Raw genomic sequence first — 14046 nt, 5'->3', positions numbered from 1 at the left:
ATGTTAGTAGAAATCTTTACTCCTGAAGCCCTTTTGTTTAAAGGTGAAGTAACCTCGGTGAAGGTGCCTGGGGCTAAAGGACCATTTGTAATATTAAATCACCACGCCCCTATCATCTCATTGCTTACGGCAGGCGAGGTAAAGCTCTTTGAGGGCAAAAAAGAACTGCAACATTTCACTATTACAGGAGGCACCTTGGAGTGCAACCAAAACAAAGTAGTGATTTTAGCAGACTAAAAGAAAGTTTTTTTTGTTTCATTGTAATTAAAAAATTAAATGTAAATAACCGACTCTTGTAAATAAAGCAGTCGGTTATTTGTTTTTTGCTTTTCTGAAAAGAATGTTATATCTTTGCATTGTCAAATCTATAATCAAATACACTTATTAAAATAATAAATATAACATAACTTTCTTGTCTCTTAACTAAGTATCTTTATGAGCCCACAAACTGTACAGAAATTCTCTGATGAGTTCCTTCCCGAAGAAAAGGAACTTATCGTGCTCATTGAAAGTCCTACCAATGGAGCAACTTATTATAATGGAGCTTGGGTACCTTCTAACGAGCCTTTGGCATTTATTGATGTAAAAACAGGTGAACTTTGCGAAGAGAATATCCGTTTGGAATGGTTGGTAGCTGATGAAAGTAATTGGCAGTATTACTTCGCTCCGTTAGAAGCTTTCCGCATCAAAGTACGCCCTAAGAAACCTGAATTCTCACACCCTGAGCAACGCTGCTTTATGTTGGTAGCAGTCTTAGAAGAGAATGTAACCGAACCTCGTTTCGACCCTATTATTGAGGAATACAACACCGAAGTTACTTATCAAGATGAAGACTTTAGTTTAGAACTCAACCGAGAATACGATTGGTTTGAGGGTGAAATCCTCTACACCGATGAAGAAGTGCAGTTCACCGTAGAAACTACCGAACTAAGTGAGCTACAAGATATCTTAAAATCTTTCAAAAATGCTACTAAGGGCAAATTCGACAGATGGGTAGCAACCCTCAAAACCTTTGCCACTGAAAAGCTTACTCCCTTAGCTAACAAATGGCAAAAAGAAGCAGATGCTACTGCCCCTGAGATTACTCCCGAGCGTTTTGCTCAGCGTATGAGTATCACAAGTATCATTCTTTTTGAGGACAAGCGTTTCTGTATCTATTTTGATGACGACGATATGTTCTGGGGGCACGCCATTGCCGTATACGGGAACCTCAACGGCGAGCTCGAAGAGGCTACTATCGAGGGGTAAAATAATTGACAAACAAATAAACCCTATGGACTCACAGTTTCTCATATACCAAAATCAAGAAGGAGATGTTAAGATAGATGTACGCTTCCAAGATGAAACAATATGGCTTTCACAAGCCGAAATGTCTGTTCTTTTTAGTAAAGATAAGCGAACTATAAGCGAACATATTTCCAACATCTTTAAAGAAGGAGAATTAGATAAAAATTCAGTTATCCGGAATTTCCGGACAACTGCTACTGATGGAAAAGAATATTGGGTAAAATATTACAATCTCGATGTGATCATCTCAGTAGGTTATCGAGTAAAATCACAACAAGGAACGCGTTTTCGTATTTGGGCAACTCAGCAACTCAAAGAGTATTTAATCAAAGGTTTTGTGTTAAATGACGAGCGTTTTAAGCAAGGTACTGCGATGAACTACTTCGACCAGCTCCAAGAACGCCTCCGCAAAATACGAATCTCTGAACGGTTCTTCTACCAGAAGATTAAAGATATATACAAAACCAGTATAGACTACAACCCTCAAGATGAGCAAACCATAAAGTTCTTTAAGGTAGTGCAAAACAAACTCCTATGGGCGGTTAGTGAGCAAACAGCAGCCGAGATAGTCTATAATCGTGCTGATGCCTCTTTGCCCCTTCTGGGAATGCAATCCTACGACAAAACAGCTACTGCCACTATTAAAAAAAGTGAAGTAAGCATCGCCAAGAATTATCTCAACGAAGAGGAAATAAAGCTTTTGGGCTTGCTTGTAGAACAATATTTAGCTTTCGCCGAAACTATGGCACAACAGCAAACGCCTATGTATATGAACGACTGGATAGCCCGCTTGGATATTATCCTGCAACTCAATGGCAGAGAGCTCTTACAACACGCTGGTAAGATTTCACACCAAATGGCTATAGAGAAATCTGCTCAAGAGTATGAAAAATACCAAACTAAGCAACGCCAAATAGAACGTGAAAACAGCCTTAAAGAATTAGAGGACGACCTGAAACAATTAACAAATTAACCCTTTTCTTCCTTAATCTAAAAAACAGTGATTTCAAAAAACACTATCGATAAAGTATACGACCAGATGCGGGTGGAGGAAGTCATCGGCGACTTCGTCCAACTAAAACGTGCAGGCTCTAATTACAAAGGTCTGAGTCCGTTCTCCAATGAGCGGACACCCAGCTTTATGGTCTCACCCGTAAAGCAAATATGGAAAGACTTCAGTAGTGGCAAAGGCGGGAATGCTATTGCCTTCTTAATGGAGCACGAGCATTTCACTTACCCCGAAGCTATTCGCTATTTAGCTAAAAAATACCATATCGACATTGAGGAAACCCAGCAATCTACCGAAGAAAAAGAAAAAGCCGATGAGCGCGAGAGTCTCTATATTGTCTCAGAATACGCACAACAATATTTTCAGGATACCCTCTTCAATACCGAAGCCGGTAAGGCTATCGGTATGACCTATTTCAAAGAGCGCGGTTTTACTGAGGAAACAATCCAAAAATTCCGCTTAGGCTTCTCCCCCGACGAGTGGACGGCCTTCACCGATAACGCCCTTGCCAAAGGCTATCAGTTGGAGTTCTTAGAAAAAACCGGACTCACCATCGTCAATGGCGATCGTAAGTTCGACCGCTTCAAAGGGCGCGTAATGTTCCCCATTCACTCTATGAGCGGACGCGTATTGGGCTTCGGAGGGCGCATCCTCACCAACGACAAGAAACAAGCTAAATACCTCAACTCTCCCGAAAGTGAGATTTACCACAAGAGCAAAGTGCTGTACGGCATCTTCTTTGCCAAACAAGCCATTGCCAAAGCCGATAACTGCTATCTGGTTGAAGGCTATACCGATGTGATTCAAATGCACCAAAAAGGCATCGAAAATGTGGTAGCATCGAGCGGAACCGCACTTACGCAAGACCAAATCCGCCTCATTCACCGTCTCACACCCAACATCACGGTGCTGTACGACGGTGATGCCGCTGGCTTACGTGCTTCTATTCGCGGGGTAGACCTCATCTTGGAGCAGGGTATGAATGTGAAGGTCTGCACCTTCCCCGAAGGAGACGATCCCGATAGCTTTGCTCGCAAAACTGCCTACGAAGACCTCGTGCTATACCTCGAAAGTAACGCCACCGATTTCATTCGCTTCAAAGCCTCCCTCCTAATGCAAGAGGCGCAGAACGACCCTATCAAAAAAGCCGAAACCATACGCGATATGGTAGAGAGCATCTCTAAAATCCCCGACCTTATCAAGCGGGAAGTATATGTGCGTGAATGCGCTACTATTATGGATATCTCGGAACAAGTGCTCTTCTCTACTTTGGCGCAAATTCTCAAAAAGGACTTTTATGAAGGACAAAAAGTAGAGCGCAAGCAATCTACTATGCAAGTGGTACAAACGCCAGAAGAGACTCAAAAATGCACGATAAACCGTTTGGAGGTGTTAGAGCACGATTTAATAAAGATTCTTCTTTCTAAAGGGAATGAAGACTGTGTTTTCACCGATACTATTCTGGTAGAAGAAGAAAACGGCGACCTCAAAGAAAAACAAGTACAGCAAACTCTCAAAGTTTACGAAAAAGTATTCCTTGAACTTCAAGAAGACGAAATAGAGTTCGCTAACCCTGATTTTAAGCAGATATATGACCAACTAATGACAGTGTTCCAAGAAGATGCTTCCTATGATGTGAGTAGGCTTGCAAACGAACTTCCTGTGGAACTCAGTGCTAAGGTATCCGATTTGGAAATGGAAGACGAGTTTAGACATTTAGACAATTGGTTAAAACGAGATATTGTCGCAAAGGAGAAAGACAGAGACCTCAACAGAATTATCTCGGATATCATTCTAAATATTCGTTTGTTATTGATAATGCACCTCATCAACAATTTAGCAGAGAAAACACGTACTGAAATAACAGATGAAGAACGCAAAAGCATTATGGAAGAGGTCATAGGATATAACCAACTAAAAACAATATTAGGCAAGCGCTTAAATGTGATAGTAAATTATTAAATCTTCACCTTTTTGCCATTCTTCATTATTTTTGTACTTTTGCACTTTGTAACGAAAACTATAATATTTAGAAATTATTTGCTTTATGTTACTTGCAATTTACTTTTGCTTGCCAGAAAGACATTCTCTTAGAAGAAAACAGCAAGGAATACCCAAAGCTATTCGTTCGAACAGTCTGACAAGCCCTATAACTAACCTCTTAAGAACTAACGTCTAAAATATATATATGAAGCCCATTGAACGAGCGGCACGCCTTTTTGCCGATATCAACGAACTGCTAATTTCCAGCGGTGCCAATACCCGTAGGGTAGAACGCAATGTAGAACGCATTTCTAATGCACTGAACTACCATTGCGAGAACTTCTATTCGCATTCGGCTATCGTGCTAACAATACAGGACAAAAGCACAGGCGAAAAAGAAACTATCGTGCGTTCTATCCCGCATCACGGAGTGAACTTCAGTGCGATTTCTGATATCAGTATCCTATCGTGGGAGGCTATCGAAAAGAAACTCCCTATTGAGGAAATCGAAGAGCAGGTAGCTACCATCAAGGCACGTCCGCATTACAATATGTATGTAATGTGGTTTTTTGTATCGATTGCAGGAGGCTCATTAGCCTACGTATTTGGCAAAGAAAACGCAAGTTATGCCGAGTTCGCTATGTCGTTTCTCGCTACTTTATTAGGGTTAGCAGGCAGACGTATTTTGCAGTTGCGCAAGTTCAATGTGTATATCTGTTGGGGTTGGGCAGCTTTCGTATCAGTAGCTGTGATGAGCATCTTCCGCTTGCTTGGCGTACAAGACTATCACAATGCCTTGGCAGCTTGTGTATTGTGGTTAGTGCCTGGGGTACCTCTTATCAATGGCTTTATCGATATGCTCTCAGGTTGTATTGTAGCAGGAATTGCTAAACTCACTCACGCTGCTATTTTAGTGTTTATGATTTCATTAGGTTTTTATTTAGCTTTACTATTATTCGGTTATGAACTTCCTTGATATATTTTTAGGTTTAGCAGAACGCATCTTTTGGTCGATGTGGATTTCTATCGGCTTTGCTTTATTGTTTAACACACCACGTCGTGCTTTATGGATAACAGGTGTATTAGGCGGTATAGGGTGGGGTATTAAGTTCATTCTATTAGCAACCTTAATGCCCGAACAAATCGTGATTACTTCTTTTCTGGGGGCTTGTGTGGTAGGGCTCTTAGCGGTGTATTTCGCCCACCGTGTACACACACCTCCTATTGTGTTTACTATCCCCGCCGTAATTAATATGATTCCTGGTAAATACGGCTATGAGTTTATGATGAAAATCATACAAATAGTAACCGTTGAAACCCCACAAGACGAAACATTAGATTTACTCTACCAAACCTTCAAATTAGGCTTACAAACAGGCTTTATTACTATGTGCTTAGCCTTTGGGGTGATTGCTCCTATGCTGTTATTTAACACCTACTCGGTAAAAGGTAAAGACCTAAACGACCTCATCAAACGTCGCCTCTTGCGCAAGAAAGCTGAAGGCAATTTACCAAAGGAAGAAGTGGAGAATGAACCGATATAGTTAATTAATAATTGACAATTAAAAATGGAAAATATATTACAAAACATCGCTTTAGTACAACAACGTATTACCAACACTTGTGAGCGGGTAGGTCGCAAGCCGGAGGAAGTAAAATTGCTTTTGGCTACTAAAACGGTAACTCCTGAGCGCATCAAAGTAGCATTAAATGCAGGATATACGCTCATCGCCGAAAACAAAGTGCAAGAGCTCAAGGAGAAGTATGAAGCGCTGAAAGATACCCCACATACCAATCATTTTATAGGTCATTTACAAACGAATAAGATAAAAGATATTTTACGTTACGAGGTGAGTTGCGTAGAATCGGTAGACCGCCTCGATTTAGCCCAAAAACTCCACAACCGTTTGGAGAGTGAAGGTAAGGAACTCGACATCTTTATTCAGGTGAATACCTCTAACGAAGAAAGCAAGTTTGGTGCCGACCCCTCTGAGGTGCTCAATCTTGTAAAGCAAGTGGCTACACTGTCTACCCTACATATCAAAGGACTGATGACTATCGGACTGTTTAGTGCCGAAACCGAAAAGGTGCGCGCCTGCTTTAAACTCCTTAAACATCTCCAACAAGAGATTATTGCTCTCAACCTCCCTAATGTAGACCCCCGAGAACTCTCAATGGGAATGAGTGGCGACCTCGAAACCGCTATTGAAGAAGGTGCCACTATCGTGCGGGTTGGTACCGCTATCTTCGGTAAGCGCATCTACCCCGATAGCTACTATTGGAATGAAAAATAGTCGTTAGCCGTTAATGATTATTCTTTAAGCCTTTAGCTATCGGTATCGAACACATTCGAATAGTCTGACTCGTCCGTATCAAAACTTTGGCAAAGTTTCAACTGTCCTTCGTGCTACGACCCTCCCTCCATTTTCTAATTTTTCTTCCTCTTTTTCTTATTCCACTGGCGCGAGCTTTTAACTCGTGTCCTTATTATTAATTTCTTAATTTTCTGATTTTTAACTTCTAACACCTAACATCTAATATATTTCATAAATAAACCTTTAAAAAGTTTTCGTTTTTGTTGTGTTTTATATTTTCTTTATTTACTTTTGCCCCACTATTTCCTAAATACAGTAGTTAATAGGAGAAATAAGTAATTTCTAACAACTAATTTCTATCTCCTATTCCCTATTTTCTAAAATAATAAATAACTAAAAATAATGGAACACCAAAATCAACAAAACAAAAGTTACGCATTACCCATTGCGATGATGTTCGCCTTATTCTTTATGATATCATTCGTAACGGGCTTACAAAACCCTTTCGGGGTAATTGTAAAAAACCAATTTATGGCAAGCAACCTCGAATCACAATTGGGGAACTTAGCCAATTTTATCGCTTATGCCTTTATGGGGATTCCCGCAGGGCTAATGCTACAACGCATCGGTTATAAGAAAACTGCTTTAACAGCTATTGCCGTAGGCTTCGTTGGCGTTTGTATTACTTTCCTTTCAGGTAATATGGGTAGCTTTGGAGTATACCTTACTGGGGCATTTATTTCAGGCTTCTCTATGTGTATGCTGAACGTGGTAGTAAACCCAATGCTCAACACCCTCGGTGGTGGTGGCAAACGCGGTAACCAACTCTTGCAATTCGGAGGCGCTATCAACTCTATCGGGGCAACTATCGTGCCCGTATTAGTAGGGTACCTTATCGGTACTATCAGCGCCGGTACTTCTATTGCCGATGCTAATCCTGCCCTCTTCTTAGCAATGGGTATTTTCGCTTTGGCATTTATTGTACTTGCCCTAATGCAAATACCCGAACCTCACGCAGCAGTAAAACAAAAAGATGTAACCGATAAACACAGTCCACTATCTTTCCGTCACTTTATATTAGGAGCGATAGCTATCTTCCTTTACGTAGGGATTGAAGTAGGAATTCCCAACATCGCAAACCTTTTTATGACCAGTAGTCCAGAAATGAACGGCTTAGCAATAGATACCACTATTGCAGGTTCAGTAGTAGGTACTTATTGGTTCTTGATGTTCATCGGTCGTCTTACCGGGGGTTCATTAGGAGCGAAGTTTTCAAGCAAAGGAATGCTTACTTTTGTATCTTCCTTAGGAATTCTTTTTGTTATCTTAGCTATATTAATACCCGAAACACAAATGGTAAATATGCCTGTGTTCAAATCGGATATTTCTTTTGGGTTAGCCGAAGTGCCAATAAGCATAATGTTCCTCATTCTTTGTGGCTTGTGTACCTCAGTAATGTGGGGAGGTATTTTTAACCTCGCTACCGAAGGTTTGGGTAAATATACAGCCGCTGCCTCAGGTATCTTTATGGCGATGGTATGCGGGGGTGGTATTTTGCCAGCTATCCAAGGTTGGGCTGCCGATGCTTTTGGTTATATCCAAAGTTACTGGGTAATTGTATTAGCATTGCTATTCCTCTTGTATTATGCCCTCGTAGGTAGTAAAAATGTAAATACCGATATCAACGTAGATTAATAATCAAATTTCCCTAAGTTAGAAGAAAGACTGCTCCCACTTTTAGTGGGGCAGTCTTTCCTATTTTCTCTCCTAAAATTTCTTTTAAGCTTCTCTCATACAGCAAATTTTCCCTTCGTTCTATCTTCACTCAAAGCCCGTCATTCGCAATTTGTCATTGATTGAGTATTATTGGCATTTCTAATATTGTGGCGTTAAATACGTTTTGTCTTTCCTTGTTACAATACTTTGCCAAAGTTTTAAATTGCCTATGCGGCTCGCTCCTTTGGCAAAGTTATACTGTATCTCGTGTTACGACCTCCCATTACCTTCGTGATTCGTCATTCGCCCCTCGTCATTTCTTTCCTTCTCCGTCACTACATTCCCCTTCTTGAAGGTAGCCAGCGACAGCTGGGTATGTGCACCGCGAGAGCGGAGTATGTGTAAAGGAGGAGGTTTCATTATTTTTTCCGTCACTACATTCCCCCTTTGAAGGGGGCTAGGGGGATGTTATCCCCTATTACTTATGGCCTAAGACCTCACACTCCCCCCATTTACTAATTTTCTAATTTGCTAATTCCCTAATTATCCCTTCTCCTTTCCGTCGCTACATTCCCCCTCTCCTTGGGAGAGGGACGGGGTGAGGATTCCTCTTTCTTTCGCCTCGAAACCCCGTTTTTACCATTTTTTGCATCGCTGTATTATATTATGAGTCAACCACTTATATACCCTTTCTATACCAATCGTCCAAGATTCGTATAAGCTTCCTATAAGCTCTCTATAAGCTAACCCCACCCTCCTTACACCCTTTTCTCATCAAAAACCCTACTTCCCCTCTTTTGAATTTCTCCGTTTCCTTCCGCTCTCTCTAACCTATCCAATTTGTCCAACAAGTCTGACCCGTCAAAAAACGATTTTTATCACTCTTATCCAAAAGTATAACTCCACTGCCGATATAGAATAGACAAATGTAAAATTAGCAGATTAGCAAATTATTATTATCTTTGCAAAAAAAATAGAATATGAGAACTGTAAATTACAATAAAATGGTCAATTACAATGTGAGTATCCCTGAGGGAGACGTGCCTATGTTTGAATCTCTTTTCAAGAAATATAATGTGATAGTAGAACCTACTATAGTAGCCGAACCTGTAGAGGAATATATTCCTAATAAAGAAACTATAAAAGCTATTGAGGAAGGAAGAACAGAACTCGCTAAATATAAAAAGGGACTCGTAAAAGGTTATACAAATGCTCAAGAATTGATTAACGATATCTTATCTGAAGAAGATGAATGACACAAAAGAAAATAAAGATTTGTATCGTATTGTCTATGCTACGACCTTTAAAAAGGAACTAAAAAAATATAAAAACCAACCTATTAAGCTATCAAAAATTATAGAAATAATTAATATTTTAATAGAAAAAGGTTCTGAAGGTTTCCCAATGGATAAAAAACCTCATCTTTTAACAGGAAATTATAAAGGTTGTATGGAATGTCATATAGAACCTAACTTACTACTTATTTGGGAACAAGATGATACTGAAAAACAATTATGTTAGATAGAATAGGTAGTCATTCAGAGCTTTTTTATAAAAATAAGAAATAATAAATACTTTTTCACTTTTTCACTAAAAAATATGGCAAAAGAAACCCCCTTGATGAAGCAGTACAATCAGATAAAAAGCAAATATCCTGATGCTTTACTGCTGTTTAGGGTAGGCGATTTCTACGAAACCTTCGGTGAAGATGCCGTAAAAGCCGCTCATACCCTCGACATTGTGCTCACCAACCGCAACAACGGCACCGAGCGCAGTGAATTAGCGGGTTTTCCTTACCATTCTATCAATACCTATCTTCCTAAGCTCGTAAAAGCGGGCTACCGCGTGGCAATATGTGACCAGCTGGAAAACCCTAAACTTGTGAAAGGTATTGTAAAGCGAGGTGTTACTGAACTCGTTACCCCAGGAGTTGCCCTCAACGACGATATATTGCAAAGCAAGAGCAATAACTTCTTAGCCTCAGTATGGTTGGGCAAACAAGGCTGCGGTGCAGCTTTTCTCGATGTTTCTACGGGTGAGTTCTTGGTAGCACAAGGCGATAAAACCTATATCGATAAGCTCTTGCAGAACTTCCGCCCTAGCGAACTACTCGTTGCTAAACACCAAAAAAAGGAATTTGCCGAGCATTTTGGCGACGATTTCCACTGTTTCTACTTGGAAGATTGGGTTTTTAAAGATGATTATGCCCAGCAAGTACTTACCAAACACTTTCAAACCAACTCTCTCAAAGGCTTTGGTGTAGACGAACTCACCGAAGCGATTCTTACCGCAGGGGCTATTCTCTACTACTTATCCGAAACCCAACACCACCAACTCCAACACATTACTGCCATTCAGCGCATAGCCGAAGAGGCTTATGTATGGCTCGACAAGTTCACCATTCGCAATTTGGAACTCTATGCGGGCAATACCACCCCCTCGGTGAGTTTGCTCGATGTGATTGATAAAACGCTATCGCCTATGGGTAGCCGTACCCTCAAACGCTGGTTGGCGTTACCGCTGAAGAAGTTAGATAAAATCCGTCAGCGTCACGAGGTGGTCGATTACTTTTTGAAGCACATCGATGTATTAGAGCAGGTGAAAACTGCCCTCAGTCGTATGGGCGACATCGAACGACTGATTTCTAAGGTTGCTACCCTGAAAATCAATCCGCGGGAGGTAGTGCAATTGCGCGCTTCTTTGGAACATATCCCCCTGATAAAACAATTGTGTTTGGCTTCTGCCAATGAATCGCTTACCCTTTTGGGCGATAAACTTCACAGTTGTGAACAGCTCAGCGCACGCATTGCTGAAACACTCAATGAAGATGCCCCTGTGAACATAGCCAAAGGTAATGCTATTGCCAAAGGTTTTTCGGAAGAATTGGACGAACTACGCGGACTCTCACATTCGGGTAAAAGTTATTTAGACGATTTGCTCTTGCGCGAAAGCCAACGCACGGGTATTCCTTCTTTGAAAATAGATAATAACAACGTGTTTGGCTACTATATCGAAGTGCGCAACACTCATAAAGATAAAGTCCCGTCTGATTGGATACGCAAGCAAACTCTTGTAAATGCCGAGCGTTATATCACCGGAGAACTTAAAGAATACGAAGCTAAAATATTAGGAGCTGAAGAAAAAATCGCTCAATTAGAGCAATCGCTATACGCCGAACTGATTGCTTTTATCAGTGAATATATCGGTCAGGTACAAACGAACGCCACACTTATCGGTCAGCTGGATTGCCTCTGTGGTTTTGCTACTTTGGCGATGGAAAACAACTATCACCGCCCCGAGATGAACGAAGGGTATGCCATTGAGATTAAGGAAGGTCGCCACCCTGTGATTGAGAAGCAACTACCCGTTGGTACGCCCTACATTGCCAACGATGTGTATTTAGACCGCGAACGCCAGCAAATCATAATGATTACCGGACCTAATATGTCGGGTAAATCGGCTATCCTGCGACAAACTGCCCTGATAGTCCTCTTGGCACAGATAGGCAGTTTTGTGCCTGCTGCTAGTGCTCAATTAGGTATAGTCGATAAGATATTCACCCGCGTAGGGGCAAGCGACAACATTTCTATGGGTGAGTCTACTTTTATGGTCGAGATGAATGAGGCAGCCCTCATTTTGAACAACATCTCCGATAGAAGTTTGGTGCTCTTGGACGAAATCGGGCGTGGTACCAGCACCTACGATGGCATTTCCATAGCGTGGACAATCGCCGAATATTTGCACGAACACCCCAGCAAAGCTAAAACCCTTTTTGCTACCCACTATCACGAACTCAACGAGATGAGTGAGCAGTTCGAGCGCATCAAGAATTACAATGTATCGGTAAAAGAAACCAAAGACAGCGTACTTTTCTTGCGCAAACTCACCGAGGGTGGTTCAGCACACAGTTTTGGAATACACGTAGCGAAGATGGCGGGAATGCCCCAATATGTGATTCAGAAGGCGAATAAAATGCTTAAAAAGCTCGAAGAGAGTCATAATGTAGTCCCCACTGCCGAAGTGGTTAAAAACGCCCAAAAAGAAATGCAATTGAGCTTCTTTGATATGAACGACCCACTTTTAGAAGCCCTAAAAGAAGATTTACTCAGTCTCGACATCAACACCCTCACCCCCGTAGAGGCACTGATGAAGCTCAACGAAATGAGAAAACGAATTAGCTAATTAGCAAATATGAAAATTAGCAAATAAGTAGTGCTACAAATTTTGCCAAAGTTTCAAATTGCCTGTGCGGCTCGCACCTTTGCCAAAGTTAGAAACCTACCCCCTGACACCTAACACCTAAAAAACAATAATAAAAATAAAAAAAACAATTTACACACTTTGTGCAGGCGTATTTGCACTGCTTACAATTGTTGGATGCTCTAAATCAGGTGACAACGACAGCAAAAAGGACAAGGACAAAAATACTACTGAAGTTACAAACTTCAACATTCCTAAGGAAGCTAAAGCCATTCTGCCCGACAAAACTCTTACCGAAATGGTTGCCAACGGAATGACCATTCACGAAGGAACTAATCCACCTAATATCGAGGGTATCTATTTGCTCGACAACCTCAAATTCCTTTACACCAGCGACCCCCACGACAATGCCTTTACCAAAGGAGATCCAGCTGCCGATTATAAATATAAGTTTTATGATCAACAAGGAGTAAAGGTAAAATCGAATTACAAAGCACTGAAATTTGGTGTGTTTGATACAGCTACAGGCTCTGGAGCTATCATTTCAGGTAGCGGTAACAAGTTTACCGTTTTCCTAAACCACGCTGCTAATACAGAAGGTGTAAAGAATAACGATGTAACTCTAATTTCAGGTGAACTCACATCTCAAGGTATCAAGAATTTGGTTTATGTGCTAACAGTTACTCAAAAAGAAGATAGTAACAATAAAATAATGAAAGTAGGTACCTATCGTATTTTCACTCACTACGAAAGTATCGCTCAAAAACAAACAGCGTATTAAACCTGTTACTTATCACAATATTCCTTTCCTTCTCGCTATATCAATCGCTTCTATAAGGCTTTCTACATTGAACTTTTCCCGTATATTTTGCCGGTGTCTATTCACTGTGTAAGTGCTGATGAACAATTGTTCAGCTATTTCTTTGCTCGAAAAACCTTGAGAGGCAAGTGTGAGTATTTCCTTCTCCCGCGGCGTAAGTGCAAAAGCTTTCTCTTCTTCTATTTTTATGGGAATAATCTCCCCTGTTATACAGTGTTTCATTTGCACCCTTACCGGCAAACTCTCCGATTGGTCAGGGGCAATTTCTATAATGCCTAAGGCGAGGTAATTATCGTCAGTAACTTCTAATAGTTGCACCTCGTTAGTCACGCGCCCATAAGTGCCATCGGTTGCCATTCCGCGATAGTCGTAAATGTATTTGTAGTGCACTTGTTCTTCTTTGGGTAAGGACGATAGAAACTCGTAAATCTTCTCATCTATGAGCTCTTTCATCTCCAAATCATCGGGGTGAATGCGTCGTTTTAGCGGATAATCTTGTATTTCGTTACTGTTGTTCTTAGGAATATCGTCGTAACCAAAGAGTTTAAACTTATCGGAAATAAAATAGAAATGCTCGTTTTTATCTACTATAAAAACAGCATTATTCCCTATTTTTGCAAGCATTTCGGCATAAGGGATATACTTCTGTGCCAAGATTTCCATAGAAGCTGAGGTGCTCATCGTCAATTAAAAATGGTTATTTTTGCGTATTGCCA

13 protein-coding genes and 1 pseudogene are annotated in these 14046 nt (G+C 40.9%); 12 read left to right on the top strand and 2 right to left on the bottom strand.

Annotated features, from left to right (window positions below):
- The 8 genes from atpC (at position 1) to HMPREF1528_RS01420 (ending at position 8289) form a co-directional block, all read left to right on the top strand.
- Positions 1–237: an ATP synthase F1 subunit epsilon gene (atpC, locus tag HMPREF1528_RS01455; protein WP_016478334.1), complete on the top strand. Its 237-nt coding sequence runs from the start codon at positions 1–3 to the stop codon at positions 235–237.
- Positions 238–435: 198 nt separating this feature from the next.
- Positions 436–1248, top strand: a complete 813-nt coding sequence (locus tag HMPREF1528_RS01450; RefSeq protein ID WP_016478333.1) for a DUF2262 domain-containing protein — start codon at positions 436–438, stop codon at positions 1246–1248.
- Between the two features lies 1 nt (position 1249).
- Positions 1250–2260, top strand: a complete 1011-nt coding sequence (locus HMPREF1528_RS01445; protein WP_034567800.1) for a virulence RhuM family protein — start codon at positions 1250–1252, stop codon at positions 2258–2260.
- A gap of 27 nt (positions 2261–2287) precedes the next feature.
- Positions 2288–4258 carry a DNA primase gene (gene dnaG / locus HMPREF1528_RS01440; RefSeq protein WP_016478331.1) on the top strand — a complete coding sequence of 657 codons (1971 nt, stop codon included), beginning with the start codon at positions 2288–2290 and terminating at the stop codon, positions 4256–4258.
- 226 nt (positions 4259–4484) lie between these two features.
- Positions 4485–5255 carry a threonine/serine exporter ThrE family protein gene (locus tag HMPREF1528_RS01435; protein ID WP_002674442.1) on the top strand — a complete coding sequence of 257 codons (771 nt, stop codon included), beginning with the start codon at positions 4485–4487 and terminating at the stop codon, positions 5253–5255.
- Complete coding sequence (locus HMPREF1528_RS01430) at positions 5242–5823, top strand: threonine/serine exporter family protein (protein ID WP_002674440.1); 582 nt, start codon at positions 5242–5244, stop codon at positions 5821–5823. Before HMPREF1528_RS01435 ends, HMPREF1528_RS01430 begins: the two co-directional genes overlap by 14 nt.
- 24 nt (positions 5824–5847) lie before the next feature.
- Positions 5848–6573, top strand: a complete 726-nt coding sequence (locus tag HMPREF1528_RS01425) for a YggS family pyridoxal phosphate-dependent enzyme (RefSeq protein ID WP_016478330.1) — start codon at positions 5848–5850, stop codon at positions 6571–6573.
- Between the two features lie 423 nt (positions 6574–6996).
- Complete coding sequence (locus HMPREF1528_RS01420; protein WP_009411503.1) at positions 6997–8289, top strand: MFS transporter; 1293 nt, start codon at positions 6997–6999, stop codon at positions 8287–8289.
- Between the two features lie 291 nt (positions 8290–8580).
- Here the strand turns inward: HMPREF1528_RS01420 and HMPREF1528_RS12560 are convergent, their stop codons facing one another.
- Positions 8581–8730: a hypothetical protein gene (locus tag HMPREF1528_RS12560; RefSeq protein ID WP_157464886.1), complete on the bottom strand. Its 150-nt coding sequence runs from the start codon at positions 8728–8730 to the stop codon at positions 8581–8583.
- 560 nt (positions 8731–9290) lie between these two features.
- On the opposite strand from HMPREF1528_RS12560, the gene HMPREF1528_RS01415 reads away from it, so the two are divergent.
- The 4 genes and pseudogenes from HMPREF1528_RS01415 to HMPREF1528_RS01400 all read left to right on the top strand — a co-directional run bounded on the left by HMPREF1528_RS01415 (position 9291) and on the right by HMPREF1528_RS01400 (position 13291).
- Positions 9291–9566: a hypothetical protein gene (locus HMPREF1528_RS01415; RefSeq protein ID WP_002674416.1), complete on the top strand. Its 276-nt coding sequence runs from the start codon at positions 9291–9293 to the stop codon at positions 9564–9566.
- Positions 9559–9878: pseudogene (locus HMPREF1528_RS01410) on the top strand (type II toxin-antitoxin system YafQ family toxin). The gene HMPREF1528_RS01415 and the pseudogene HMPREF1528_RS01410 overlap by 8 nt, the downstream one beginning before the upstream one ends.
- Positions 9879–9909: 31 nt before the next feature.
- Complete coding sequence (gene mutS, locus HMPREF1528_RS01405) at positions 9910–12492, top strand: DNA mismatch repair protein MutS (RefSeq protein WP_016478328.1); 2583 nt, start codon at positions 9910–9912, stop codon at positions 12490–12492.
- Positions 12493–12808: 316 nt separating this feature from the next.
- Positions 12809–13291 carry a hypothetical protein gene (locus HMPREF1528_RS01400; RefSeq protein WP_016478327.1) on the top strand — a complete coding sequence of 161 codons (483 nt, stop codon included), beginning with the start codon at positions 12809–12811 and terminating at the stop codon, positions 13289–13291.
- A 12-nt stretch (positions 13292–13303) separates the two neighbouring features.
- Here the strand turns inward: HMPREF1528_RS01400 and HMPREF1528_RS01395 are convergent, their stop codons facing one another.
- Positions 13304–14011, bottom strand: a complete 708-nt coding sequence (locus tag HMPREF1528_RS01395; protein ID WP_002675838.1) for a response regulator transcription factor — start codon at positions 14009–14011, stop codon at positions 13304–13306.
- Positions 14012–14046 lie beyond the last annotated feature (35 nt).

This window comes from Capnocytophaga sp. oral taxon 336 str. F0502 (assembly GCF_000411575.1).
GTDB lineage: Bacteria > Bacteroidota > Bacteroidia > Flavobacteriales > Flavobacteriaceae > Capnocytophaga > Capnocytophaga ochracea.
Note: the sequence above shows the minus strand (reverse complement) of the source record. Positions and strands in the feature narration are given on the sequence as shown.

What these genes read in the sequence shown, in the direction of transcription:
- HMPREF1528_RS01415 (WP_002674416.1), top strand. Translation starts at nt 9,291, where the DNA reads ATGAGAACTGTAAATTACAATAAAATGGTCAATTACAATGTGAGTATC.
- HMPREF1528_RS01395 (WP_002675838.1), bottom strand. Translation starts at nt 14,011, where the DNA reads ATGAGCACCTCAGCTTCTATGGAAATCTTGGCACAGAAGTATATCCCT.
- atpC (WP_016478334.1), top strand. Translation starts at nt 1, where the DNA reads ATGTTAGTAGAAATCTTTACTCCTGAAGCCCTTTTGTTTAAAGGTGAA.
- HMPREF1528_RS01430 (WP_002674440.1), top strand. Translation starts at nt 5,242, where the DNA reads ATGAACTTCCTTGATATATTTTTAGGTTTAGCAGAACGCATCTTTTGG.
- mutS (WP_016478328.1), top strand. Translation starts at nt 9,910, where the DNA reads ATGGCAAAAGAAACCCCCTTGATGAAGCAGTACAATCAGATAAAAAGC.
- HMPREF1528_RS01425 (WP_016478330.1), top strand. Translation starts at nt 5,848, where the DNA reads ATGGAAAATATATTACAAAACATCGCTTTAGTACAACAACGTATTACC.
- HMPREF1528_RS12560 (WP_157464886.1), bottom strand. Translation starts at nt 8,730, where the DNA reads ATGAAACCTCCTCCTTTACACATACTCCGCTCTCGCGGTGCACATACC.
- HMPREF1528_RS01450 (WP_016478333.1), top strand. Translation starts at nt 436, where the DNA reads ATGAGCCCACAAACTGTACAGAAATTCTCTGATGAGTTCCTTCCCGAA.
- HMPREF1528_RS01435 (WP_002674442.1), top strand. Translation starts at nt 4,485, where the DNA reads ATGAAGCCCATTGAACGAGCGGCACGCCTTTTTGCCGATATCAACGAA.
- HMPREF1528_RS01420 (WP_009411503.1), top strand. Translation starts at nt 6,997, where the DNA reads ATGGAACACCAAAATCAACAAAACAAAAGTTACGCATTACCCATTGCG.
- HMPREF1528_RS01400 (WP_016478327.1), top strand. Translation starts at nt 12,809, where the DNA reads ATGGTTGCCAACGGAATGACCATTCACGAAGGAACTAATCCACCTAAT.